This is a genomic window from Methanofollis formosanus, from assembly GCF_019633745.1.
Classification (GTDB): Archaea; Halobacteriota; Methanomicrobia; order Methanomicrobiales; family Methanofollaceae; genus Methanofollis; species Methanofollis formosanus.
The window spans coordinates 340,760-366,732 of record NZ_CP037968.1; the positions used below are offsets into that span (position 1 = coordinate 340,760).

Annotated in this window: 22 protein-coding genes, 1 pseudogene and 1 CRISPR repeat array; of the genes and pseudogenes, 5 read left to right on the forward strand and 18 right to left on the reverse strand. The window is 50.8% G+C overall.

The window, feature by feature from the left end; genetic code table 11:
• Positions 1-6: 6 nt before the first annotated feature.
• The 5 genes from E2N92_RS01410 to E2N92_RS01430 all read right to left on the reverse strand — a co-directional run bounded on the left by E2N92_RS01410 (position 7) and on the right by E2N92_RS01430 (position 6,403).
• Positions 7-1,164, reverse strand: a complete 1,158-nt coding sequence (locus tag E2N92_RS01410) for an iron ABC transporter substrate-binding protein (protein ID WP_220681922.1) — start codon at positions 1,162-1,164, stop codon at positions 7-9.
• A gap of 682 nt (positions 1,165-1,846) precedes the next feature.
• Positions 1,847-2,770, reverse strand: a complete 924-nt coding sequence (locus E2N92_RS01415) for a hypothetical protein (protein ID WP_220681923.1) — start codon at positions 2,768-2,770, stop codon at positions 1,847-1,849.
• A 42-nt stretch (positions 2,771-2,812) separates the two neighbouring features.
• Positions 2,813-4,120, reverse strand: coding sequence for a transglutaminase-like domain-containing protein (locus E2N92_RS01420; RefSeq protein ID WP_220681924.1), 1,308 nt, complete (start codon positions 4,118-4,120; stop codon positions 2,813-2,815).
• A 715-nt stretch (positions 4,121-4,835) separates the two neighbouring features.
• Positions 4,836-5,879 (reverse strand): hypothetical protein, encoded by a 1,044-nt coding sequence (locus tag E2N92_RS01425; RefSeq protein WP_220681925.1) that lies wholly within the window; start codon positions 5,877-5,879, stop codon positions 4,836-4,838.
• A gap of 44 nt (positions 5,880-5,923) precedes the next feature.
• A complete protein-coding gene (locus E2N92_RS01430; protein ID WP_220681926.1) occupies positions 5,924-6,403 on the reverse strand; it encodes a hypothetical protein in 480 nt (159 codons plus the stop codon).
• A 338-nt stretch (positions 6,404-6,741) separates the two neighbouring features.
• On the opposite strand from E2N92_RS01430, the pseudogene E2N92_RS13755 reads away from it, so the two are divergent.
• A pseudogene (locus E2N92_RS13755) lies at positions 6,742-7,736 on the forward strand (IS256 family transposase); the annotation flags it as partial.
• A gap of 28 nt (positions 7,737-7,764) precedes the next feature.
• Here E2N92_RS13755 and E2N92_RS01450 read toward each other — a convergent pair.
• The gene (locus tag E2N92_RS01450) at positions 7,765-8,466 is read right to left on the reverse strand and encodes a winged helix-turn-helix transcriptional regulator (protein WP_220681930.1); all 702 of its coding nucleotides are present in this window, start codon (positions 8,464-8,466) and stop codon (positions 7,765-7,767) included.
• A 907-nt stretch (positions 8,467-9,373) separates the two neighbouring features.
• Positions 9,374-9,736 carry a hypothetical protein gene (locus E2N92_RS01455; protein ID WP_220681931.1) on the reverse strand — a complete coding sequence of 121 codons (363 nt, stop codon included), beginning with the start codon at positions 9,734-9,736 and terminating at the stop codon, positions 9,374-9,376.
• Between the two features lie 299 nt (positions 9,737-10,035).
• On the opposite strand from E2N92_RS01455, the gene E2N92_RS01460 reads away from it, so the two are divergent.
• Positions 10,036-10,593 carry a hypothetical protein gene (locus E2N92_RS01460; RefSeq protein WP_220681932.1) on the forward strand — a complete coding sequence of 186 codons (558 nt, stop codon included), beginning with the start codon at positions 10,036-10,038 and terminating at the stop codon, positions 10,591-10,593.
• Between the two features lie 232 nt (positions 10,594-10,825).
• Positions 10,826-11,137, forward strand: coding sequence for a YbjQ family protein (locus tag E2N92_RS01465; RefSeq protein ID WP_220681933.1), 312 nt, complete (start codon positions 10,826-10,828; stop codon positions 11,135-11,137).
• 392 nt (positions 11,138-11,529) lie between these two features.
• On the opposite strand, the gene E2N92_RS01470 is transcribed toward E2N92_RS01465, so the two are convergent.
• Positions 11,530-12,177 carry an OST-HTH/LOTUS domain-containing protein gene (locus tag E2N92_RS01470; protein ID WP_220681934.1) on the reverse strand — a complete coding sequence of 216 codons (648 nt, stop codon included), beginning with the start codon at positions 12,175-12,177 and terminating at the stop codon, positions 11,530-11,532.
• A gap of 456 nt (positions 12,178-12,633) precedes the next feature.
• Between E2N92_RS01470 and E2N92_RS13535 the strand changes: the two genes are divergently transcribed.
• Entirely contained in the window at positions 12,634-13,524 is an 891-nt protein-coding gene (locus E2N92_RS13535) for a transposase (RefSeq protein ID WP_246589273.1), read from the forward strand.
• A gap of 1,412 nt (positions 13,525-14,936) precedes the next feature.
• Here E2N92_RS13535 and E2N92_RS01485 read toward each other — a convergent pair.
• From E2N92_RS01485 to cas1, 3 genes are all read right to left on the reverse strand, one after another.
• Positions 14,937-15,170 carry a hypothetical protein gene (locus E2N92_RS01485; RefSeq protein WP_220681937.1) on the reverse strand — a complete coding sequence of 78 codons (234 nt, stop codon included), beginning with the start codon at positions 15,168-15,170 and terminating at the stop codon, positions 14,937-14,939.
• A 358-nt stretch (positions 15,171-15,528) separates the two neighbouring features.
• Positions 15,529-16,317: direct repeats of the CRISPR family, unit length 36 nt; unit sequence GTAGCAATCCTTTTTTTCATGGAACAATTCTGCAAC.
• A gap of 128 nt (positions 16,318-16,445) precedes the next feature.
• On the reverse strand, positions 16,446-16,757 hold the full coding sequence (gene cas2 / locus E2N92_RS01490) for a CRISPR-associated endonuclease Cas2 (protein ID WP_220681938.1): 312 nt from the start codon (positions 16,755-16,757) through the stop codon (positions 16,446-16,448).
• On the reverse strand, positions 16,757-17,755 hold the full coding sequence (cas1, locus tag E2N92_RS01495) for a CRISPR-associated endonuclease Cas1 (RefSeq protein ID WP_220681939.1): 999 nt from the start codon (positions 17,753-17,755) through the stop codon (positions 16,757-16,759). Before cas1 ends, cas2 begins: the two co-directional genes overlap by 1 nt.
• 79 nt (positions 17,756-17,834) lie before the next feature.
• On the opposite strand from cas1, the gene E2N92_RS01500 reads away from it, so the two are divergent.
• Positions 17,835-18,578 (forward strand): CRISPR-associated protein Csx14, encoded by a 744-nt coding sequence (locus E2N92_RS01500; RefSeq protein ID WP_220681940.1) that lies wholly within the window; start codon positions 17,835-17,837, stop codon positions 18,576-18,578.
• Here the strand turns inward: E2N92_RS01500 and E2N92_RS01505 are convergent.
• Genes E2N92_RS01505 through cas10 form a run of 7 tightly spaced genes read right to left on the reverse strand, consistent with a single transcriptional unit; the run spans position 18,519 to position 25,553 of the window.
• Positions 18,519-19,244: a CRISPR-associated endonuclease Cas6 gene (locus tag E2N92_RS01505; RefSeq protein WP_220681941.1), complete on the reverse strand. Its 726-nt coding sequence runs from the start codon at positions 19,242-19,244 to the stop codon at positions 18,519-18,521. The two genes, E2N92_RS01500 and E2N92_RS01505, sit on opposite strands and share 60 nt — an antisense overlap.
• Before the next feature lie 2 nt (positions 19,245-19,246).
• Positions 19,247-19,747 (reverse strand): hypothetical protein, encoded by a 501-nt coding sequence (locus tag E2N92_RS01510; protein WP_220681942.1) that lies wholly within the window; start codon positions 19,745-19,747, stop codon positions 19,247-19,249.
• On the reverse strand, positions 19,741-20,922 hold the full coding sequence (csm5, locus tag E2N92_RS01515; RefSeq protein ID WP_220681943.1) for a type III-A CRISPR-associated RAMP protein Csm5: 1,182 nt from the start codon (positions 20,920-20,922) through the stop codon (positions 19,741-19,743). The genes E2N92_RS01510 and csm5 overlap by 7 nt, the downstream gene beginning before the upstream one ends.
• Positions 20,919-21,962, reverse strand: a complete 1,044-nt coding sequence (csm4, locus tag E2N92_RS01520) for a type III-A CRISPR-associated RAMP protein Csm4 (RefSeq protein ID WP_343222851.1) — start codon at positions 21,960-21,962, stop codon at positions 20,919-20,921. The genes csm5 and csm4 overlap by 4 nt, the downstream gene beginning before the upstream one ends.
• Positions 21,856-22,611: a type III-A CRISPR-associated RAMP protein Csm3 gene (csm3, locus tag E2N92_RS01525; RefSeq protein ID WP_220681945.1), complete on the reverse strand. Its 756-nt coding sequence runs from the start codon at positions 22,609-22,611 to the stop codon at positions 21,856-21,858. The genes csm4 and csm3 overlap by 107 nt, the downstream gene beginning before the upstream one ends.
• Positions 22,612-23,121, reverse strand: coding sequence for a type III-A CRISPR-associated protein Csm2 (gene csm2 / locus E2N92_RS01530; protein ID WP_220681946.1), 510 nt, complete (start codon positions 23,119-23,121; stop codon positions 22,612-22,614).
• Between the two features lie 2 nt (positions 23,122-23,123).
• Positions 23,124-25,553 carry a type III-A CRISPR-associated protein Cas10/Csm1 gene (cas10, locus tag E2N92_RS01535; RefSeq protein WP_220681947.1) on the reverse strand — a complete coding sequence of 810 codons (2,430 nt, stop codon included), beginning with the start codon at positions 25,551-25,553 and terminating at the stop codon, positions 23,124-23,126.
• Positions 25,554-25,973: the final 420 nt, after the last annotated feature.

The window sequence follows — 25,973 nt, forward strand, 5'->3', positions numbered from 1 at the left end:
CTGTGTTCAGATGTCCAGTTTCGTGAACGCCATCTGCTGGAAGCCGTCGTTCATCTCACCGAAGACCGGTTTCTTCACCAGGAAGGTGTAGATCTCGTCGGCTTCGGCGGCAGGGTCGACGTCGGCGAACTGGTCGGGGTACAGCACCTTGCCGACATAGTAGGCGTCGGCCAGGACTGAGCCGTGGTTCTGGGTGTACCAGTTGTACGGGAGGACACCGTAGACCTCGCCGTTCTTCTTTGCCGAGAGCCCGGCGTAGGAGGGGTCGTTCTTCAGTTCGCCGATGGCGTTGGAACCGTCGGTGAGCTGGAGGGTGGAGAGGTCGACGAAGATGATCTCAGGGTCCCACTCGAGGATCTTCTCCTTCGCGACCGGCGTGCCGCTCTTGAGCTGCTCGTCAGGACCCTTCGAGGTGTCGTAGGCGACGTTGACGGCGTTCACGAAGCAGAAGGGTGCGTAGGATGTCTCGGTGGACTGCAGGCCGTGCGGACCGGCGTAGGCGATCCCGCCGACATAGGCGCGGGTCTTCTCGCTGTCAGGGACGTCTTTGGTCCTGGTGTCCAGGTCGGCGATACGCTCGTCGAAGAAGGCGATCACCTCTTCGGCGCGGTCGTCAGTGCCGAGCACCTTCCCCATCGTCCGCAGCGACTGGTAGAAGTCGTCCCGGTGGAAACTGAGGTCGCCGTAGTTGAGGACGACGACCGGGATGCCGGTCTTCTGCTGGAGTTCTTCGGGGTCGTAGCCTGAGGTGCTGTAGGTCTTGAAGATCACGTCAGGCTGGAGGGCGAGGATCTTCTCGGGGTCGTCGTGGCCCCTGAACTCACCGATGAGGGGATAGTCCTTGAACTGGGGGTTGGCGAGGAAGTAGGGGCGGGCGTCCATCGACTGCTCGCGTTTCTCGATGTCGTCGACCCCGACGATCCGGTCCTGGGCGCCGAGGTAGGTGAGGTAGCGCAGGCTTCCGGCGCCTGAGCAGACGACATGCTCGACGGTGGTCGGGACGGTCACGGTGCGGCCCGCGCCGTCGGTGATGGTGACGGTCTCAGGGGCCGATGGGTTGTCCTGAACGGTAGCGCCGCCCTGCGTGCCGGTGCATCCTGCGATACAGAGGCATGCCAGGAGGGCTGCCGATAAACAGAGATACAGAAGCGTACGTCTTGACACAATACATCAACTCGATACGATATATCTCTGAAGGTGCGCTATTAAATCTTATCGTTGTTAATTTTGGTATGAAAAATATGGTTTTGAAATATGATCTTTTAGAATAATTCTTCATGAAGGGATTGAATGTCTGAAGAATCACTCCAAAAATGTATTTTTATGAGCAATGCTCCAGGGTGGCATACGTGGGCGTTCTCATCCGGGTAGTTATTCTGCCGAGAATTTATGCGTGAACATGAACTTCCTGTATTTTCTTTTGTTTTCGCAGAGGGTTCTTCGAAGAATCCCAAATGAGAGGGAATGTGGTTATCCATGTTCCTCCTGAAGTTTGAGGTGCGAGGAGTTACTGTGAAAATGATCCCGAAGATCGACTCTGTAGTGGTGAATGAAGATTTGACCACACTAATCCCCCGCATGGACTTGATAAGTAGAGGACAGAAACACTTTCAGAACGATCAACCCTCTTCCCCGACCACTGCACTATCGGACCCTTCACAATAATAGTGCGCATGTACCAGCAGGATCGCGAAAAATTGGTAGTGCCCCAGAATAGAACTGAAAATCTATTTCTAAAAATCTGACCAAATTCCGTCGAACAGTGACCTGTATTCATAACAGAAACTCGCGCAGAGAGAGTTTTTTTGTTATCAGTTATTGCCGGGGGCACTACCGAAAAATTGTATTATTCGCCATCTTTCTTCCGACGGATCCCCCACAGAAGAAGAAGAGACCCTAGAGCTGATCCGAGAGAAAAGCCCGGGAGTTTCTCCGAAGAGACAGGTACTTCTCCGGCATCAACCTTAATCGATGTAAAGACAGGGCCTTCCATATACGAGATGAACCACACCACTCTCTCGTCCTTCAACCGGAGGTGGATGTCGATATGTTCAGCGGTAGGAGAGACCTGCTGCCTTGCACGTGCCAGAGCTTCGGTTTTATTCACCTCCAAATCAGTCTCGTCAAGGACTGTCACCCCCGTGATGGACGTGCCCTCGACGGTGGCGATCAGTTGCCTGAAGGTCCTGTTCTCGGCGACGAGGTAGACCTGTACGCTTGTTTCATTTACTCTGTACTCGCTCCAGCGCTCTGGTCTATACTCCTTGACGAACGCTTTTATCGCAGGGTTATCCCGTGCCTCCGGGTACATGACATAGAAACCTGCAAGAGGGTCGGGCACTTCTACAGGGAGTTCTTCGTCAAGATCGATGAGACGCACCCATACGATACTATCATTGTCTTCCCTTTCGTTCACGTTCCTGTTCAGATATACCAACTTCTGGGTACATGCCGGACCGGGGATAAGATAGACGTACCGGCAGGTTGTGTTATAGTGCTTCTCGTACCAACTGGAGAGACCACAGGTGTGTATATATTCCATGATCTCGGCATTGCTCTCCACATTCGGGTGACGACCTCGAAGACTTTCCCAGGGATTCATACCGGGAGGGATGGGAGTCGTCTGGGTGGGAGTGACATGATGTGTCCCGTTCACCGAGATACTTTCGTCGGGGTTGAATGATGCAGCGCCCTTTTCTTCGGCTGCGACTGGTACAATGCATGCGCCTGTCACTAACATCAGCAATATTATAACATTAGCATTTTTCATAGGTAATACCCCCTTTATTGACATGCATATGAAAAAATAGTTTTAAAAATTATCTATGGGTATTACTTCAAAATCATTCCAAAAATGCAATAATTGATCATTGATGAATGGATCATCGGAGCCGGTGTAACGGTTATCATCAGCGTGGATCATATTGCTCAGAGTAATATTAGAATATCCACTCTCAGTATATACCTCTGGATTGTCAAATACGTTCCATGTAGGATCTGCGTGAATCCAATCTCCACCATCCCAGATCACTGCCAACCCATGAGCAGTGGGTACGCCAGTACTATTGATCATGCCCATATAATACTGCCGTGTTGGAATCCCAAGACCCCGTGTAAATGAATTAAATAAAGTCGCGTATTCATCACAGACTCCACAATACTGATGATCCTTGATCCATATGTCAGATGCGGTATAATGACCTTCAGGATAGCCTAACGTATAATTCATTGCACCATAAACATATGGTATGATCTGACTCGCTGTATCATAAGGTGTGGTTGTATCATCTCCAGCAGTTGCAGCTTCAATTATTTGTCCATAAGATTCGCCTGACAAAGCTCCATCAGGGATGTGGTAAAGACCGCTTGCTTCAAGGTTGGTGCCTCCATCAGGATCAGGATAATGATCTACGTTATTGCTGTACGTTTCGATTCCATCGAATGGCATTGACCAATAGTCAGTCCGTGCATCATTTGGATCCACTCGAACCTCTAAAGCAATAGGTTTTCTTCCAACAGAATTGGCTGTAGGCACTTTAAATGCCACCAATACAGTTTCGTTAGCGGAGGGTGGAATATTGCTAAAAGTATTATAATATCCGATTCTATCCTCTGTAGAAATTACAATGACTTTGCCACTGGCAGGTGCCGAACCAGAATTATGAATGGTGATCAGGTTTCTGACTATGGAATCTTGAACCCAATACCACGATATTTGAGCATTTACGAACCGAACATCCGCTGTTGATTTTAGTTCATTTTCTACATTTTGATCTCTTTGTGTCCTCATCACTGAATAACTTCCATCTGAATTGAATATTACTTCTTCAGAAGAAACTTTAGCATCCGTGGGCATGTCTGACGTATTGATAAAAATGACGTTAGGATTCAATTTTTTCTGTGTTTCTTTCGATGGTTCTGTCACCTCAAAAGGAGGATCATACCTGCTATACTCAGACAGATCTTGTGGACCTACCCAGTTTGGGCTACCATTTATACATCCTGGAATTTCGAACGTGTTGAGTGATGCAACATCCTTTTCTTCAGCCATAACAGGCACAATGAATGCACCTGTCAGCAGCAGCAGTGTGAGTATTCTCACAGCATTCTTACTTTTCATGGTCAATATGCCTCCTAAATTGTTAAAATCTGGAAGTGAAACAGGCTTAGTACATAATAATGAAGAAAGCCTTTAGATTACTTCCAGACCAGTGCAGGACACCATAGTGGTGTCCACATTTGGTGATCTTTTTGATATTCTTTAAACGATTTCTGTGATGATCAACTAATCATCTGGACATTGTTGAAGTTCCAAGAATGAGAAAAACCGACAATTCACATGGAACTTATTTAAAAACACAGAACTCAGGAATTATCTCTTAGATATCAGCCGCGCTCTCCAAGAATATATACTGGCAATAAGATCCTATTCATCCCCCTCTATGGGTAGAGGAATGTAAAGAAATCTAATTGGGGGGCATTCCAAAATCCCCTCCCCTAGAAGCAGTTGCTACACTCAAGGGGAGATAGCCTTAGAATAGGTTATCACTCCATAAAGAGGATACATCGATCCAAAGAATTTTATTTCATAATAACATTTAGCGATCCAGCGCTAAGAGCGGAGTGTGGATCGCTGTTTATCTTCATTATGGGGAATCTAAGGCTCATCCAGTGGGAGAAATGTGTTCTGAATTCCTGAATAATAGTGCTTGGATACATGGGGAAGGTTATATTTTTAATTCTTTTGTTATTAAATCGTGACATATATTTCAGAAAATGGATGATATATAATGAAAGATTTTTATGTCTAAATAACACGTTTGAAGAACCCCTACTTATGTTACATTCAATTCCACCCGAATACTTGGTTGTGCCCAAGCCCATTGTTCTGGATTTGCCTTTAAATCATATGGTTGATTTAATCTGTGATTTGGTGCAGGGATCCATATAACCATCAATTGGTGTACTCCTTTATCAGTTGGAACAACAGTACTCCCCGGGAATGAAAGTTTCTCTCCGGCATTAAGTCTGCCAAAAACAACATCTTGAGACGATTTTGTATTAATTGGTACCTGAATATAATCCATAAGTGTAATCAGCCCAAAAGTCACTGGATAGTCATCATCAGCTGCAACATTTATCCAGTAGTGTAATGTCTCACCAGATGTCACATTGGATGAGGTCCATGCTATAGCTGAACAGGGTTCTTTTGTTATCATCACACCATCGTTTACTGGGTACTGAGAATTACACTGACGGCAGTGAAGAGAGCTGAAGTTTGTATATGAAATTGGTGGCATATTCTGATCATCAACAAATACGTTCAACCTGACACTTCCAAGATTAACTAAATCAGTTGATAATCTGAATGATTGATCAAGCGATATCTCATAGGGTTTCAGGATAAGAAATATCTCAAATTCATGAGTTCCTTTTTCTGTTGGACCGAGATCAAAATGATAAAATCTCTCTTCAAATGGTTCAAGATGGGCCATGTGCAATGTCTGGGGATTATTTTCATTAAATGAAAACGGAACCTGCTTGTAATCCATTAAACAGAAAACAAGATAATCATTGCCATTATGCATGTTATTGGCAATACAGAAATAGCCCTCAAAATTTTCACTTTCATTCAAATATATTTCTTTTTGGAGAAAGTATTTTGGATCATAGGTGGGAGCAGTATACAATCCAATGCAAAAATTTTCCTCTCCACTCTCAGAGTTACATAAAGTGGTGTTTTCTGACTTTTTAGATAAATCAAAACTTTCAGTCCATGTAACTCCCTCCTCGGCACTCAGCACTAAAATACCGATCGCAAAGGAGAAAACAGAAAATATTATCAAAATGCTCAAAAAGATAATTGTTCTGTCGTGCATTTTTGGATCAATCATACTGTCCTCTTAAAAAAAGAAATTGGTTTTTAGACACTCAATGTATCATCAGTCACTGGATACCGATATTGGTTGTACTGTGGAGCCTCAAAAACATGATGCGTTTCCGCCGTCCATGTCCCGCTTGTTGATTCACTTCCCGAGTTATAATTCAACTCTGCTGTTGCAGAATTCTCATTGATCAAATTTCTCTCAAATTTCACTATACTTCCATGTAATACTTTTGCACGAACACCGATCTTCCCGATTGGGAAATCATCTCCAGATTCAGTTCTTGAAGTTGAGAAATGACGACAGGATACTTTGTTCGAAGAGTCTTTTGACAGAATCGTATTCGCTTTCCATGAAATAGGTGTTTTTGGCATCATTTGATTTTGGTCGTCAGAGATTACCACATATGTAGTTACTGGCTGAGCACTCGCGGGTACAATGGTTACACAAACCAGTAGTAACCCAAAGAGTGCAACACTTAGTCCAATTTTTTTCAATCTTTCCATTTTTACCACCATCTTGGACAGTGTATGGATTGGGAGTTTAGAGACTGAGAGATAGTACTATCTACTACCAATCCTTTTGGGGCGCTATTCTAGCGTCCACATTCTCCCGTTCCTTTAGTTTATTAAATCATTTGTGTGTCGTTCATCTAATCATCAAAGACAATTAAAAATATTCACGTTCTGTAAAATCAGACTATATTATAGGCATGCCTTAGGCATACTGGATAGTGTAACAAATCTTCTGTAAAAATTGATCTGGCCCTGTCTCCAACCTAAATTTGCAGAAAGGAATAACAGGGTCATGGATCCCTTAGCGTTCATCGAAAATTATCTTCCGATAATGAGAGTGGTATGAACGAACTGATGTGCGGCAGGCGCACCGAAATAGGTACAAGTCTCGCTCTCTAAAAACCCGGTATGGAGATTTCGAGAAACCTCAGTTTCGTGAATTTCCCTTCGAAACCCAGGTATTTGGACGTTATTCCTAGGTTGAGAAAGTTCTTGTGAATGCGATCTCTGAATCTCATCTTCAGGGTGTTTAAACTCGCCGGATCCAGGAAATCGTTGCTCATCTGGGGATCGATCAACTCTCTCCTTCTTCGGTTTCTCGGATGGCACACGACCTCGACGAACAGGTCCATGCATTTCTCTTGTGACCAATTGAAGAGGAGATTCCCTATCTCTTTGTCAATACCTCCTATTTCAAAATCCGAGATGGACCACGGCCATTAACAAAGCTCTTCTGGTGATCGCCGGCGTGCGGGCGGATGGTTGCGGGGAGATCCTGGGAGCCAGAATCACAGACTGTGAGAATGAAGAGTTCTGGTTCGGTCTGTTCGAGGAACTCAAAGAACGAGGATTAACTGGAGTCACACTGATCGTCTCAGATGGTCATGCAAGGATCCAGAGGGCAGCAGAAACTGCTTTCCTCGGTGCATCATGGCAGATGTGTTCAGTCCACTGTACGGGCGCGTTTTTGAGGAATATTCCAAGGAAACGCCAGAAAGAAGCTGCTGAGAGTTTGAAGGAGACATAGGGGAATGAAGAAAGACTTCAGGGATTTGGAGATGGCCTGAACGATCGATAATATCGGACTAAAGCGAATAACATCAAGAGATTCCTCCCAGGACTCATGAGTTACACGGCATTCCCGAAAGAACACGCAAAACGGATTCGAACAACGAACATGATGGAAAGAATTAACAAGGAACTGAAACGGAGAACCAAGGTCGGAGGAGCATTTTTCAATGAAGAGTCGCTCCTCAGACTGGCAGGATCCATCTTGATGGGCATCAATGAGGAGTGGGTGACTGGTAGAAGGTATTTGACGATGGAGAAGGAATGATCAAACAAGGAGACAGGGCTCAGACAAATTAAAGAAGATATGAAACACTAGCCTCTGTATCTGTGTGTTTGGTTATATCCTTGAGAATATTTCCATAGTCTGTTTTGATTCTATACCTTACTGTTTGTCCTTCTCGATAAGATTTGACAATTCCCACATTAATGAGTTGTTTCATCTGCCAGAAAACTGAGGGAGTGGAAAGACCTAAGAACCCACTTATCTCACATTGGGATGGTTTATACTCCTCTAATAACAATAAAAGGATTTTTCGCGTGGTATCTTCCTGGAGGTAAAGTCGCAGATTCCACTCTCTCGATTTGAATTTATTGCTATTTTTGAAATATCTAGATTTTTTTCCCTTTTTGATCACAAAGATCATACCTATTTTTGTGAGATAGTTCAGGTGATAACTGGCTGTCCCTCTATTAATGCCCGTGTGCTGGATCAGGGCTTTGAAGTGAACACCTGGATTCTGATTAATGGCTTCATATAATCTTTTTCTGGAATCATTGTTTAATACATTTTTCCGGGAAATTTGCCGGAAATTGAGAAAAACCATATGGTTGAATAGAAAATGAAGTCCAGCAGGAAAAAAAACACAGTCCTTTGGCATATATCTTAAAAATATAATCCTGCACATCTGCATGTCTGCAACAGATTTAATGAGAATTAAGTACCCAATGGTGATCAGTACAACAAAAATCCTTATTTTTCTTCTATCAGATACCATTTTATCTCATCCATTTTCTTCCTGCTAAGCGGAGGATAGCAATGGCTATCCTTGACAATAACCAACAGAACCAAGCTTTTAGGCAGCAGAGGAACCTGGCCTCATGTGCAAATTGATATGTCTAACCGCTTTGGGACAACCATTTTGGCATCCACGACCAATGATATATTTTAAAATACATATAACTGTTGTGAGCTATTACTATGCGTATTAAGGGACAATTAGGCGATCATTCCACAAAATTTAAGGGAAAAGATCCCGACCCTGAGTATGCCAATGCTCCACAGACGCATTGCCACGACAGTCCGTGCGCTTCCTGTGATCGCCTATGATGTAACACTGTGGGTCACCAACCGCCTACATGAAGGTTGGCCCTTATCTTTGGATTTGCCTCGACATTGACCTTCATATGGGGCCCCACAGCACCGGGATCATCTTCCGAAGTTGGAATATCTGAACTGCCTCTTGACGGCATATTCATTGAGGACGAAAATCATCAGAACAGATCGGTTCTTCACGGTTGCAACTTCGTTTTTCTGAAATCTCTGATGTGGATAGGAATTGGATGGGGATCGATCTGAGAGATACGATCGGTCTTATCCGTCTCTCTGAAGAAAATCGGAAACAGGGGAGAAGGCTTTCTCTCTTCCATCAAGAGGTGGGAAGGCGAGGGCGAACGTGAAGAAGTTGGTGCCGTCGTTGACTCTGTCGTTTTGCGTGCCGGATCCGGGGTAGTGCCCCCGCAGTTTATACTCCAGGATAAGAGTTTCAATAGAGCCAAACTGTGGTGTATTTTCAAAGAAATGTCTGAGACAAATGTTTCATCGACATTTCTAAACGGCCAGGTTAGAGGATTTGATCTCGGGGCCAAAAATAGAAGAGAAAAATTCTCAGCAGGTCTCAGGTCTCAGATCTCCTCGATGGAGACGATATGGACCGGGGTGCCCCACTGCTGGATGGTCATCGTGTCTTCTGCCGGTTCAACCGTGAAGCGCACTTTCAATCCGTCCTTCTCAAATGTCCTGTCGAGATCAAGGGGAAGGTAACGTGCGCCGTCGGCGGCGACGATCCCGTAAAACCCGCCTTCGAGGTCGATGTAGGTCACGGTGCCGGTGCCGGTGATCCCGGCCGCCGGTGTCTCGTTCGGAGTTTCGTTCACTGTCTCGTTCGGTTTTTCGCCGCCGTCGGTGCCGGTGCACCCTGTAATGAGCATTGCGCCGCAGAGGAGTGCGACGAGTGCCAGGACGGCTGGCCATGATCTGCCATGCATTGTTTCCACCACCCTGAGGTTGGCCTGAGAGGATATAGTGCTTTTTTTAACCGCGAATTTTTTCGCAGTCAGAAACCTATCTTTGTCGCTTCAAATTTTTTTCTAGAATTTATTGAATCAAAAAATCCAAATTGATGACCTGTCAGTTATCCGAGTAGAGAGCGATGAAGAAGTATTTACTGATTTTTGGTTTATCTTCACCAGATTCTATCGATCCGCCGCCAGCACACAATATACTACATATTAAATATAATGGAATTTATCTCTGTCTGGGTGCGTTAATCCGCCCAATTTAAAATGTGTCCTTCGAAAGCGGCATAAAAGTCGTAATACCGGAGGAGAAAGAACGTATCGAGAGGCTTCATGAGGTGAAAAAAATGGAGAAAAAAATTGGTTCTCACAGCAAGTGGATGGTCCTGCTTCTGATAATTGCAGTTGCAGTAACGATACAGCCCGTAAGTGCAACGACGCATGTCGTTGAACTGGGGCAGGCATGGATCTGGGACAGACCCAGCGTCACCAGCGGACTCGTCAATCTCTGCCAGCAAGACCCTTACACCATCCAGATCAATGCCGGCGACTTTGTTGAACTTCAGATGGAATATGCATTTACCGACGAGCGGACGCAGAGTGGAGACAACTGGGTGACATTTTTTATGCGCAATCTGGGAACTGATTTAGCCCGGGACGAGATCTGTGACTGGGGCAGTACGGATGATGGGGAACACAGATACCTCTCATGGAGTAATCGGTATTATTCAGATGCTACACTCTATATCAGCCTGTATGCAGGATATAGCGGCGACCGCAACTGGCAGGAATATGAGCAGATTCAGGTGAATATCGACGTGGTATAGACCCCATCGATAATTTTCATTCTTTTTTACGACATCGGTTTTCCAGTCCTCATTTTCTGCAGGAGATCGATGAGATTGTATGGGTGGCGAACGATCTCGGAATGGGGATCTCATACGCATGAAGAAATGGGTCGCTCCTTTCATCTCAGGCCCATATAAGGAGAGTGGATCATCCGGTAAGGTGATATGTCTGCTTCGAAAAAAGATATGCTCAGAGATCTGGTGAACATCGATGATCATCACAACCACCGACACCATCCCCGGCCACGACTTCGAGGCGCTCGGCCTCGTCGTGGGCAACACGGTACAGGCAAAGAACATCGGACGCGACATCCTGAGCGGACTCAAAGGCGTGGTCGGCGGGGAGATCACCGCCTACACCGAGATGCTCTCCGAGGCACGGGAGATCGCACTCGACCGGATGGAGAAAGAGGCCGAGAAACTCGGTGCCGACGCCGTCATCGCTCTCAGGTTCTCAACCGCGGAGGCGATGCCCGGCGCCGCCGAACTGATGGCCTACGGAACGGCGGTCAGGCTGAAGTGAGCACCCGAGGGGGCCTCTGTGCCCTCAAAATCGCGCCGATTTCCTACGATCTCTCCGGGTCCAGGATGGCCCGTATGGGTTGGAGAGAGGGATTGTATCTCTCGTGCTCTTTCGGCCTGGAAAAAGGGCTTGAACGGCCATGATTCCGCTCTTTTTTTCGTGAACAGGTTTTGGTCTGGCGAGATCGTGAGAGAAGCCCGATATGGAGCCGGATCTGAGGGTTCGATCCCGAAACCGGGTTTGATCCGCCGAGATCCTGGTCGGGAAGGCACCATCAAGACCATGGAGAGGGTCGTGCCGTCCGCCGGTTCGCACGGGGGGTGGCGAGTCCCCCCAGGGAGACCTATCTGGAGCAATTCCATAAAGCCAACAGATTCTATGAATGCTCTCTCTCAGAGCAATGAGTCCAGGAGATCATCCTCAATATCTGAAAATTTGTTCTTCATGATGGTCCGGATTCTTTCGACGTACACCCTCTCGATATCATCTGCCGAGTGAATGAAATCATTCATGACCTGCGGCCGGTCCACCAGAGAACCTGAATAATCTTTATCGGCATAATGGAAGACCCTGTCCTCGCCGAGAGGGAAGACAAATCTCCGGATTGCAATCTTAGGGAGTCCGAACGAGGAGTGACCCGCGATATAATCGACCATCTCATGGATGGTCGCGGGGCTGTGCTCCTGCAAATAGGCGTAGAGGATCTCAGACAACTTTTTTCTGACTGCAGGATCGTTCTGATAACGCAAATTCTTTGTTAAAAATCCACAGATCTCACTTCTCTCGTCGCACGCAGACTGATGGATCTCATCGAGATCAGAGAAGATCACGCGATGATGACCGGTCCTGGGATCAGGTTCGATCGATTTCACGACGTCTCCCTTCATGGAGGTGATAAAATCTTTGAACGACCTGAACCCGAGTTGTTTCTCAGAAAAAGACGGTTGCAACCTGACGAGGAGAGGCTTCAACTGTGCCAGCAATATTGGTTCGTCGGAGGGACGGTTTTTCAGATATCGGATCAGCAGGTCCCTGCCCATCTTTCTGTTCATGTCCATGGCCAGGAACGAGGCCTTTTCGGCCTCACCGTCATCGGCCGGTTCATCCTCAAACCCGATCAGCTCTTCAACCATCTCCGCAAGGAGTCCCCGGTCTTCAGGCCGGGGAGGAATTGCGTTTCACACACATATCACTAAATAATATTGGTTGAAATATATATCTGTGCTCACCACAAAGACGATCATCCTCAAGATGGCCTGTCCTGATACCGATCTCCTTGACCGGACGGTACAGACCTACACTAATGGGATGAACTACGTCTCTGCGGTCGTGTACAAACTCGGGAAACCCAGGGGTTCCGCCGCCCTCCAAAAGATCGTCTATCCTACTCTCCGGGAACATCTTGGTCTCAAGTCCCAGATGTCCTGCAACGTCGTCCGACAGGTCACGGGAACCTACCGGACACTCCAGGCGCAGGTCAAGACGAAAAAGACCGAATGGCAGCAGATCACGTACGCTCCCACCACAATGACCTTCTCCTTCGGACGGGACTTCTCTCTCGACAGAGACGAGATCGGGCTTACGACCCTCGAAGGCCGAAGAAAGTATCATTTCCTCCGGTACCCTTACATGGAGCAATATCTCGACGGATCGTGGAAGTTTGGAGCGTCAAAGTTGGTGAAACACCAGGACGGGACGTATTACTTCCACCTCTGTTGCGAGAGGGAGTCCAGGACCCGCGAGGTCACGGAGTCTTCGACTTTCATGGGGTTGATGTGGGCCAGAACTTCCTTGCGGTTGCCTCGACGACCGACAAGAAATGTCGGTTCTTCTGTGGCGGGAAAGCCAAGGATCTCCGAAATATCTATTCTACCATGCGGAAACGGTTGCAGTCGAAGGGCACCCGGTCGGCAAAGAGGATGCTCAAGCACCTCTCCGGCCGGGAGAGACGGCTTATGACTGATATGAACCACCGTGTCTCGAAGGAGATTGTTGAGTTTGCCGTTCAGAACAATGTCGATGTGATTGGACTGGAGGATCTTTCCGGGATCAGGGACCGGACAGAAACCTCGAAGAAGCAGAGGTACACTCATCATTCCTGGGCGTTCTTTGAACTTCAGTCCTTTATCGAGTACAAAGCGGGGGAAAAAGGCATATCGACGGTCTATGTCGATCCGGCCTATACTTCTCAGACCTGTCCTCAATGCAACCATATCAGCAAGAACAACAGGCACAGGAAGTCGTTTGTCTGCGAATGTTGCGGACACTCGCTTCATGCCGACCTGATCGGTGCTCGGAACATCGAGTCCAGAGCACGCACCTACAGGTATACCCTGGAGGTGCAGGGGTGCAGTCAACCACCCAAACGAGAACTATCGACAGGATAGAGTCTCAAGCTCCGTCCTTCAGGGCGGGGTAGTTGACAGTCCAGGTAGATTGCAACATTCTTCTCATCCAATCGGTTCACCGGCATTACCCGAAGATGATAATAAAAATGGGACGATGAATATTTCGATCTCTCTCCCCGAGCATATCCCAAAACTCTCCAGCCCTCCTCCTCACCGATGAGAGCGATGGATGATCATGATTCACTGCACACCCATGCATTCGTCGCCTTCCTCCACGCCCGCGCTCGGGGGCTCGCTCCGCCCCCAGACCCCTCGGGATGGCGATAGGGGCGGGAAGACAGCAAGAAGCCATGAAGAGGGGCTACGATCCTCCGCCAATCTTCATCGGCGGGGGTATCTGGGGCGGGAAGGCACCCGGCGGAGGAGAGCGTTGAGCATTTCAGGAAGGAAGCGCTTCGGTCAGAGGAGATGGTCAAGCCTCAGAGAGTTCTGGGATATACTCCCGGTATGTCTGAGGCGTGCTCTCGCCTCATGCCCAATTCTACAGAGCTGGGATCTGCTTTTTGTGTGGAGCATATCTGCACCAGGGAGATAGGAATCATGCGAGCAGACCATTTCAAAGGCATTAATCCTTTTTTTCGTGGAACCAGCATGCAATGAGGTGCTGAGAGGTGAAGACAAAAGTAATACGAGGTGATGCGATCCTTTTTGTGTGGAACCCCCTGCGGCTCATCCCCACGGTGAGGGCGAGAGCAAGCCAGAACTCGCCCCCTGTGGGGAAATCTTACCCGAAGGGCAAGGAGATAGATTGCATATCCATCTCTGTTAGCAGACCAGATATAATTTTTGGGCTCTGTAGAGTCAGGCATGGACCTGAGGCTCAAGCACATGGGATGAAAATTGTTCAGAGAATCCCTATCAATCGCGACAGCGCACCAGGAGAACATTGCTCAAGTGCCGCCTCCGATCCTCACCGTGGGGGTGCGGGGGGCGGCGAGCCCGCCGGTGGAGGAGTGCGTTGAGCATTTCTGGAAGGAAGCACGTCGGTCCGAGGGGATGTTCGCCCCAGGAGAGTTCTGGGATATGCTCATGGAATAATTCTGCAATATTTACCGCTTCGCAAATACCCGAAGTCGATCATGAGAGTAACAATCCTTTTTTTCATGGAATAATTCTGCAACACATGGCAAACCGTAAAGAAATATATCCGCATCCTTGTGTAGCAATCCTTTTTTTCATGGAACAAGTCTGCAACTATCATGCAAAGGAGCGTGATACACTAAGCATAGGCAAAGTAGCAATCCTTTTTTTCATGGAACTATTCTGCAGCATCAAGCAGAATAAATTATTGAAGGCTGGAGAATGGATGTAGCAATCCTTTTTTTCATGGAACAAGTCTGCAACCATATCCAAATGCTCCGAATAAAAATTGGATGTGTTCTGGGGGCCGTTCAATCGATGACCGTGGGTTGATCTCTCCGCCGGCTGAGCCGATCTTCGTCGATTTCAAGAATACGATCTATCTTCGCCAGGTTCACGAGGAAATGGTGTCCGTCGGGGAGTTCTAACTCCACAAACCCAAAACATCTCACCACGGTGCCACGGAGAACCCTAATCTCTCCATCGTCAGAATACGTCACCTTAACAGGCTTACCAACCTGGTTTTCCAGCAAATCTGTTGCCATAATCTTTACCTCCAAATCTTATCTGACATCTCTGTCCTGAGAGTGAGAGTCAGGGTATTAAGCCTGTTTAACTCACTCTATACTGCCTCGTAGAGGCAGTGAAAGGATATTCTTGCGTGCCGCCAGGATTGATTCTCTCAGTTCTGTGTCCTGAACCCCGTGCCAAAGGACAGGACAACCCGGCACCTTTTCGACCAGCCCCCTTTGAGAAGTAGCAATCCTTTTTTCATGGAACAAGTCTGCAACTCTGTCGAGAAGACGCTGAAATCTCGAACTACTACATACCGTAGCAATCCTTTTTTTTCATGGAACAAGTCTGCAACTTTTTTCGGACTTTAGGACGTGAATACAATGGCTAGTAGCAATCCTTTTTTTCGTGGAACAAGTCTGCAACACGGTACCGGAATCGCACAACGAATTTGCCGCGTCCCTCATTGGATATGGTAGCAATCCTTTTTTTCGTGGAACAAGTCTGCAACTCGCACGACTCCGGAAACTCTTAGAGAAGACTGAAGCGGAGTAGCAATCCTTTTTTTCGTGGAACAAGTCTGCAACAAATCTTGATGCATTATGACGCAAGAGAACCTTTTTGAAGTAGCAATCCTTTTTTTCGTGGAACAAGTCTGCAAATATCTATCTCTCTGAAAAAAGTGATATCATGTCGCAGTAGCAATCCTTTTTTTCGTGGAACAAGTCTGCAACCCCGTCTTGAAGGTGAATCGCTCGCAGAACTTAGGAAACTGTAGCAATCCTTTTTTTCATGGAACAATTCTGCAACAAGTATTATGAACTCGCTTTCGATGTGGGCGCAGGGTAGCAATCCTTTTTTTCATGGAACAATTCTGCAACCACTCATAGCACCAGACCAACTCGGCATCTTCCGGGAACGTAGCAATCCTTTTTTTCATGGAACAATTCTGCAACTATGTCAGCAGAGGCATGAGAACAGCACTCTTTCAGAGTAGCAATCCTTTTTTTCATGGAACAATTCTGCAACGTATCTCGTTGACATCTATGAACAGTTAGATGAACAGTAGCAATCCTTTTTTTCATGGAACAATTCTGCAACAGTGCGGATGGAGGAAAGGACGAAAGGTCGCCGACCACCTCGGTAGCAATCCTTTTTTTCATGGAACAATTCTGCAACAGTATCATATTCTCTCTGAATCCCCAAATACCTTTCGAAACCCCTCCTTCTCCCCCGCGTATATAAAGCGGGTGAGGATATTGCGGCCCTCGCCTTTCTATACTCACCCGCACCGAGATCAGAGACTATCATCCTATGATCCTGTAACGTCTCTTCCTGAACCTCTCCTCATCAAAGGGTTTCCCGATCACCACTTTGCGCGAGAGACAACGCTCGCAGAGGGGGAGGACAAGGACACTATCGGTATCAGTACGTACTTCCCCCTCACGCGGTCTGGTGACCTCGTTCATCGCCTCTGCAATCTGATCAAACCCCGACGAGGACACCTCCCCGAAGAAGACACTCCTCTGGAACCTGACAAGCCCGAAATCCTTGCAAGTCTCGACGACCCTCCTCCTGATACGGGCGTCGGTGAGGTCGTAGATCACCCACGCAAACATCAACGCCACCGGTAACGGAAGGGGTGGTAGGGGCGCCCTTCATTCAGGTACCTCACCACATCCCGCATATTCTCAGTGATCGCACGGGAGAAGGAAGAAACCCTCCCGCCAAGATCCCGGTCGGCAGTCAGACGGTCAATGACCGTCGCCGCCACCCTGCGGCGAGCATCAGGTGTCAGGTACCCACGCCCATCAAGATCCGCCGCCCTGATCCGTCTCCTGACCGCCAGCGTGATCACCGCCTGATCGACGACCGGTTGTCTGAACTGCTCGATCACATCGTACACAAACGACCGGCGCCCCGCACGATCAGCGTGAAGATACCCAAGAAAAGGATCAAGCCCTGCGATCAGACACGCCCGCTCCACCTCATTGTACAGGATCCCGTAGCCATAGTTGAGAGAGGCATTGAAGACATCACCGGCAGGCCGGTGCCGGCGGATGCCATGGTAGACCTCTGGACCGATCACCAGACGGAGCGCCGCGAAGTACCGCCGGGACGCCTCCGCCTCGACCACCCGCATCACCTGTGCCGATTGAGGCAACGACCCCTGACCTGGCATCTTCTCCGCGACTCTCTCGATCTTCTTCCCCTCTTCCTTCAACCCCTGATCATTCCGGTTCCTCCCAAGAACCCTGACCAACCCTCCCATATGAGCGATCTTTGCCCTGAGGATCCCCGCGCAGAACACATACCCCTCGCACCCCATCGACCCAAGGACCTGATTTTTTCTGGTGAGACCTGTCCCGCAAGGCGTGCACGAGACAAACCTGCCCACCGGCATCCCGTCCTGCCCAAGCACTGTAATATCGATCCCATGCTCCGCCGCAAGAGCAGCGACCCCCGAGGTAACCGTCGCCGCCCCGGCTATCAGAACCTGCTCGACCTCGTCAACCGCAAACTCTTCTGTCTCGCCGTCACACTCCACCACGATCCGGTTTGAACACCTCCGCACCACCGTCCCATACCCATTGAGGACAAGATGCATCTTTTTCATCCCCTCCTCTCCCCCAGGAGACCGCCATAGAACCATCCGTGCACTTTATCCATCCATCTCACCAGAATAATCACCATCAATGAAAACCGCAGTCATCGCACCGGTCGGCATGAGCCCTCCGGCAATCAGCACACTCATCGACGGAATAGGAGTCCCAGTCACCGACTGCATCCTCCTCGCCACCAAAAACCCTGCAGTCCAGGCCTCAGTCGGCCTCCTCACCACCGGCCTGCACCGCCGCTTCCCCTGGATGAGGATCCACCACGAAGTCCTCCCCTTCGAGGACATCGGAACAGAAGAGGAGACCTTCGCCTTCATCACGCAAGCCGCTCGCATCATCAGACAGGAGCAGGAGACCTTCGGATGCGACCACGTCTACCTCTCGATCTCAGGCGGACGCAAGAACATGTGCGTCTCCCTCTCCCTCCTCGCCCCCCTTCTCCAGACCGACGGCGTCTTCCATGTCATCAACACCGAGATCAACGTGGTCAACACCCGCCTCGAACACCTCCGTAAGGATATCGAAGCGTTCGCCACCGCTGACGACGACGAGCGTAACCGCCTCTACGAGGAAAAATCCACCGAATACGACCACCTCCTCTTCCCGCCGCGTGACACCTATGAGGTGATCAGGATCCCGACCCTCCCCTACCCCCCCGACCACCTCCACCACCTTATTCTCGGCCTCACCACCGGTGAAGCACTCACCTCAGACGAACGCGACCTCCTCGCCAGACACGGCATCCTTGAACCAGGCCGCTCGTCAACGGTCCTCACTCCATATGGGGAACGGTTCCTTGCCGCCTTCCTTGGGCGCCCCTGACCCTTTTTTCAGTGGCGGGATCGGCTTCACCGCTCCAAACCCCCGAGAGACCCCCTTCCCCAGACCGAAATATTCCGGAATGGCAAAATTTACCCTGAACTCCCCGACAAACCCAGTCATCCCGATCCCCTTGTAGGTGACCGGCACCTGCTCCAGGTGCGTGGCCGCTCTCAACCTCTGGTCGACGACACACCCAAGGCCCTTTGCCATCGAGAGCACATTGCCGACAAGGATACGGTTGATCAGGTCCTTCTTCTCAGGCCAGGTCTCCGCCTTCTGGTACCGCTCATAGTTTTTCTCATTCAGCGCCAACCATGGCGTCACAAACCGGTAATGCCACATCCCACGAGTGGGATGGAGGCCGACCTCCTGCTCATAGGCCACCCGCCTCGTCACCTGATAGGTCTCGTTGCCAAGACTGAGTTCGGCGATCGACCCCCCGATCTCGCGCAACGTCTCCGCCCCCTCCTCGATCCCGAGGACCGCCGGCGTCCCCTCGACCACCCGATACTGCACGCGAGGATACGTATACAACAGAGCCGGGGCATGATGATGGAGGATCGGGCGGTCAGGATACATCCCCGCCACATACCCTCTCAGGTGAGTGGCATCTTTTGTCACCGGCCGATCAGTCTCCAGGACCAGATAACAGGTCTTCAGTTTCATAGTTACTCCAGTGCATCTGCTCCCACCTGCTCGCGAAGGACACGCGTATATGCCGGCGAGAGCCTCTGCTCACGCAGATGTTCAGTCCCCGAGATCCCGATCCCGTCCACGCCCCGCCTGGCCTCGACAAGAGAGAGAGGGACCTGGTGGAGAGCGGCAACGATCACCGCCGCCGCGGTCATCGACTTGGTCCCTGAGGTATAATCGATCGCCTTTCTCCCGGCAACCCCCTTCACCGCTGCGTCCATCACCTCGATACAGGCGGCGAGATCGTCGACATCGGGCAGGACCACAGAGTTGAAAGGAGGGAGCACCTCACCGGTCATCTCCTGATACTCCTCCGCAATCCCCCTCACCGTCGCCGCGCTCTGATCAGACCCAAAGAAGACCACCTCCCCTGGTCGGTGACAAGCGACGGAATATGCCAGGCCATGAGCAATGGAAGCCCTCCCGGTTCTGGGGTCAGGCCTGCCAGTCCCGACCGTCATGAAGAGCGTCACCACCGCACCCACCCCATCGGAGAATGATTGAGGGTAAACTCAAGGGTCTTTGGATATGGCAACTCAAGCCTCCCCCCAGAAAGAGCACGCCTGTACTTCCCGAGACGCTGCTCCGTGACAATCTCCAGAGCAAGGTCGGGATCCCTCTCCTCAACGAGGTTGAAGAGCGTCTGATAGATCGTGCCGACGCCAAACCCGATCCTGAACATGTCAGTCTTCTGGTGCTCAGCCTCGATCATCTCAAGCCCCTTCCTGCAATCTGGATCATTCCCGCGTTCTACGAGGGCCCGCTCCTTCGTGAGCGCGGCATCCACAAACCGCCGCATCGCCTTCTTGATATGAGCAACGACCTTCTCCTCTGCCGCCGCCAGGTCGTCAAGGTCATGGGCCGTGATCCCGAGCACCCCGAGCCGGTCTGAAAGCCGGTCGAGATCCCGACGACGCAACGCCCCCTGGATCGCCGGCGAAAGCGTAATCTCACACTCATACTCCCCGATCACCGTTTCAGCATGAGTGAGAAACGGCTTTCTGGTAAAACCCCTGGTGCCAAGAGACATCGTCTCGATGCCGTCCAGCCGCAGGATCTGTTTGAGCCCCTTAGAGGCCTGGACTGCATGGGCGTCAGAGACCTGGAGAAACTTGAGAAGATCGTATTTGGGGTCTCGATCAGGTCTCCCATTCCTCCCGCACTTCGTCGAGAAGATCTGGTTCTCATACCCCTTCCCGATCCGCTCTTTCATCCTCCTGTCGCCAGTGGAGAGATCACGCCTGATGGCCTCGATGAATTCCGGGTCGTTCCGTGCCACATCCCAGAGCAGAGCCGTCCTGATCGCACCCTTGATACTCGAACCAGGGAGATAGGGTTCGTCAAAACCGGTCTTAATACACTCCCTGACCTCGCGGATCCCATGGACCGCCACCCCATACCGGTTCCTGAGCCCATACCGAGCGATCCCCTCACGTTCTCCAGGAAGGAGAAAACGGTCGAGATTGAACCGCTCGCCGTTCAACTCGATCTCCATGAAAAATGCATCTTTCCGCGCCTCAGGGAGGGCCCGGTACATCTGCTCAGACGAGACCCGGTTCACCGTGCCGCCCACAGCAAAGAACTCGCTGGGGCCGTATCTCTGGCCGGTCCCGATGTGGACCGGCGTCTTCGTCTTCAGTATGAGTTTCACTCAGACCACCTGAACGGCACCGGGAACGCCATCCCATATTCGACCACCGGTACGTCGTCGCGCACCGCCTCGATAGATCCGTAGAACTCGTCACCGAGATCCTTGAAGACAGACCCCTCCTTCAGAGTGAGCACCGACTTCTTCACCTTCCCGTCTCCTGACCGTCCCCTCACCGGCACGATCTCATAATACACCTCACCGCCAAACGCGCTGATGTCGCCGGGAATAAACCTGGAGAGCGTCAGGAGATGGTCCTCCCTCCCGGCAGGCAGGAAGTCCACCTCACCGAAAGAGAGATCAAACGCCCCCATCCCCGCCGAAATTCTGCCGCCGATCCCTCGGTCGGCAAGGAACCTGAGTGCTGCACCCACCTCTGACTCAAATGCCCTCTTCTTGATGTCAAGAAGGAAATAGATCCCGGCATTCTCGAAATATCCCCCCTCAGAAGAGAAGAACGCCTCCGAAGAGGAACCCATCCGGTTTATCCGGTTATGAGGACGCTGATACTCATGGATCATGAAATCCTCATCATCTCCCTCCCAGACCAGCCCGCACCGTTCATTCAGGGAGTCCATCCTGCCGATAACGTCGAGGGCCGAGCACCGCCCGGTTGCCCAGGCCTTGAAGAGGGATGCATCGATGTAGTGCATACGCCTATAGTCTTTGACCCTGTCCATGACCTCCTCAGGGACCAGGGGAAGAGGGAGGATCGGAGGAGGCAGGAAATGCCGCGTCCGATCGCCCCTGACATATGGGAACCCTGACGTGAGCAGGAATGGCGGTTCGGTCTCGAAAGCCTCGATCATCTCCCCCACCGGCCCGCCCAGTTCTGCCATCGCCGAGCAGATCGCACCAAAGATGGTATGCGATGGGATTTCAGCCGGGAAGCCAGACCGTGGCGTCAGATACACCGCACGCATATCGCCCGCTCCCTCATGTCCTCTTCTCTCTGAGAGCCCTGAGGATGGCGCGAGGAGTCGTCGCCTCAACAAACCGGTCGTCGGGCGTCCAGTCGTCCCCTGACCGATAGGACCCGGCATTCTTCCATCCTACAGAGATCTTCTCGAACGCCACCTTCCCATATCCACGCGACCCCGCCTTGCCAAGATAGGTGTCCTCGACGAGGGAGAGCGCCTCAAAAAGATATGCAAGCCGTGCCTCGTCCTCCTCGCTATAGACCGAGAAGACCATCTCAAAATCAAAGGCCGACCCGGCAGGAACCCGCTCGATGAACCTGGGTTTTGCCACCGAGTTGATCCGGTTCAGATAATTTTCACCCTTGATCTCAGTCCCATGAACGATCCCCTCTCTCTCTTCCCACTGTGTCTGAGTCTCTCTGTCTGGGAAGGCGTCCCTGATGATCAGCCTCGTCGGCCCGGACTCTCTGCCGTCTCGCGGATTGTCCTTTGCCCCCCGGCCAAAGACGATACAGAGGTCGCAGTCGTCTTCATCACAGGTATGTGGGCTCCCGTCTCTCGTGAGCCACTGGTCGCTGTACTTCAACTCAAGGGAGGACCGCATCTTCCCCTTCAGTGAGGACCCAGGGACAATCGGGACATTCCTGATCCGGTCGAGGATCACCGGCTGATCAGCCCCGCCGATCCCGAGGCTGTCACTACTCCCTCCGATGTGCAGGCCGGTCAGACACGAAATTTTTCCAGAGATCTGATAATTTTTCAGGAACTGCATTCACGCTCTCTCCTTGTGGTAGTATTTATGATAGGCAACAATCGATTCAAGCAGGTAGACAAAGGTCTTGTAGTTGGCTTTTTTCTGTACGTCATCCCCGACCGGCACCTTCTGCATCGCAACAGTGACCAGGGTATAGAAGTCCTGGGGGATCAGATCGCGGCCCTTTGCATAGGCAAGCAACGGCCTGATCATGTAAAATTCGGCCTCAACGTCTGGCCACGCCCTGTCGGTAAGAGTATTCTCGATCTTTTTGACGACGCCAAATAACCGCCTGAGCTGACTTGGTTTGAGTGAGCCGAAGTCCTTTGCGGCTCTCTCAGCAATACCGTCCTCTCTGGCGATCTCGTCGACGGTGATCTCGTTCAGGGAGGTGACCCCCTGAATTTTTTTGATATATTCTTTCTCTCCTCGTGGGGCGTCTCTTCTCCCAGGACCTCCATAGGAAGAGCGGCCGCCTGTACGTTCTGTCGAATTATTCCTTCCCTGATTGTTGTTGTAATATCCCATCTTTACACACCCCTTGTCCGCAGAATTGTCCAGAGGAGAGGGAGCCGTGCCCATCCGAAGATCGGGACGATCGCTCTCTCCACCTCATCTCGCGTACGTGGTTTTCCATTTGTTCTGACGTTTCCCGCCACCTGATACTTCAGGTACGGCAGGTATCGCTTCCGGCGTATCCGTTCAAGACACTGTTTGTCCAGGGGCCTCTCACCAAGATCTGCAAAGGTGTCCTCCCAGAGGTCGTTGAGGGTATGGACAAATGATCGTGAGACGATCTGCTCATCCACATAGGTCTCAAGTGCCAGTCCAGAGTCCATCAACGTCGAGAACCCTTTCTCATAGCCGTTGTCCTCCCACCTGAGCGATTCCCCAAAGATTACGACCCGGTTCCGTCCGTCTTTCTTTGCCCGCTGCAGAGATCTCTCTGCCTCTTCGACTGCGATCGACACCGGCAACTGCGGCGGGACGACAGCGATCCCGGCTGAGAGGGTGATCGCCGGGTTGGCACAGACATAACAGGTAAATTCGTCATGAAAACGCTGCGCAAACCTGAGGATATGGTCCCATGGGCCAAGAACAAGCAGGTCGTCGCCGCCCGAGTAGATCACGTAGAGACTCGGGACAAAGTGTTTCTTGCATTCAGGGCAGGGTTCGGCCTCAGAGTCGATCCAGGTATAGAAGACCGCAGGATCTCCTGGACGATCGCTGTCCGGTACTTCGATCTTCTGCGCGTGCTCCCTGCATTCCGGGCAGAGTCTCCGGTATACCCCGAACTCCTGGCAGAGCGTGGTGAGATATCCGGCAAAGAAGTACTGGAACCGGGTGCTGAGGGTGTAGATCCGTGAGATGCTCCGGTCATCTTTGGGAAGGCCAGCCGCCATGATCCGACCAAGCCTGTCCACATCGGCCTTGAACACCCCGATCTTTCTGTCGCCGGTGGCAAGATAGGCAAGGTCACTGAGAGTCAGGATCCGGGTGCCGCTGAGGGGGACGGTGTTGCCAAGGTACATAAATCCTGTCTCTTCCACCCCGTCGATCAGGAACTCTGTGGAGTTGATCGTGATCACCGCCTCGCCAGGGCTGCAGTCCGGCCCCTCGGTGAGGTCGTAGGTGGTGGAGAGGCCGAATTCATCGAATGCAAACCTGAGCCCTGTCCCTCTGAGAAGATATCGAGCCCTTGCGATGGCTGCTCCAAGAGCTTCGTGCGTCCTGCACTCGGCACAGGTGCCGTTAGGTGTCAAGGGCAGACCGCAGACCGGACAGAGGTCTGCGATCTCGTACACTCTGCCATGTGCCCTGAAGAGAGGATCACAGTCGATGAACTTCTGGAACTTCTTTCTGCCGACAATGGCGTTGAGATGATCGAGAAGTGACGGAAAATCTTTCATCTCCTCGCGCGAGCAGGGCAGAGATCCCACCACAAGCGAGAGGCTTCCCCCATTCTTCTGCAGGAGCGTCGTATTGATCTTCCTGGTGATCTGGCCGACTGCGTCATGCACTCTGCTGGTGTTTGGGAGGAGGAGCAGGAAGTTCCCGCCGGTGTTCCAGAGGATGTTGGCCTCGGTGGCATCAGCGGCCTCCACCATCTCCCTGGCCGTAGCGTCTGCAAGGAGGTTGAGCCAGAATGACCGACCTCTGAGGCGTTTTGCCATCCCTTTCCGTGCGTCCTGAGGAGTGGCCACGCCAAAGATGAACGACTGGATCCCTGAGAGTCGACCCTGTACAAGGAGAAATGGAGAGGCCTTCTCCCTGAAATGGAGGCAGACTGCCAGGGCGGCGGTCGTCTTTGCATGGTCGTAAAGCGAAATGTCAGGGACGTTTACATAGGTCGCTGAAGGGATGAGGCTGGTGTACTTCCTGAGGAGGGCAAGGGCCGTCCCAAAGGTCGGCGGGTGACCTGCGGTCTCAAACTCTCTGACAAAGTGATCCCAGAGATTTCTGTAGGGATTCCCCTCCTTGTATGATGTGGCATGGCTCTCTCTCGTCGGGAATGTGTCTTCCCGTTCAAGGGTGAGAGGTCTCAGGAGATGGTTCCACTGATACAGACTCTCCGAATGGTCGTGCATCCCGCTGAGTTGGACAGAGGGGAATACACTGATGAGAGGGTCATGTCTCGGGTCTCCTTTCCCTTCGCGGGGTTTGCGGTCCACTGCCGACGAGAGGTGATCTGCGTCCCGGATGATACGGGAGGAGGCGTGATACCGGGCCCTCTCCGGGAGATGGTGGTGAAGGACGAGATCTTCCACGACCGGGTCGTTCACATACGCTCTGACAAAGTCTGCACTCCATTTTGCATGGGCACCGTTTCTGCCAAAGTCCTCCTTTGAAAGCACGTTATATTGGCTGTCAGGCCGCACCCCGGCACGGTAGGAAAATTTCCCGATGTCGTGCAGGAGAGCTGCAAGAGCGATTTGGTCAACGTTGCACTCTGTATTCATGTCGGTCTCGTTCTTTCATGGTCGTATCACAATCCTGGCAAAATATGTACGGGCTACAGCGAGGCACGCAAGCCACAATCGTGTGCCTTAGGAAATAGCAGTGGCTGCTTCTGATGTAGTGTGAAAATAAGATGCACGGAGGTCATGGGGTCATGAGGATCAACCGTATCTGGAGTGTTCTATGAAACTCCTAACATTTTTCAGGCCAAACGGACCCCTCACTCTAGCCTTTTAGAAGTTGTTCCGATTGTATTGACATACAATCTGGACAATACTACATATATGTCAATTTAATTAAATTTTTCGCCTTTTTTGGGGCACCAAATAAAAAATAGACATATTTGAGACTATATTTCTGCATATGGCGCATGGGTGGTGAACAAAAAACAAATTCATTGCAGTGGGATGGAAAACAGAGAC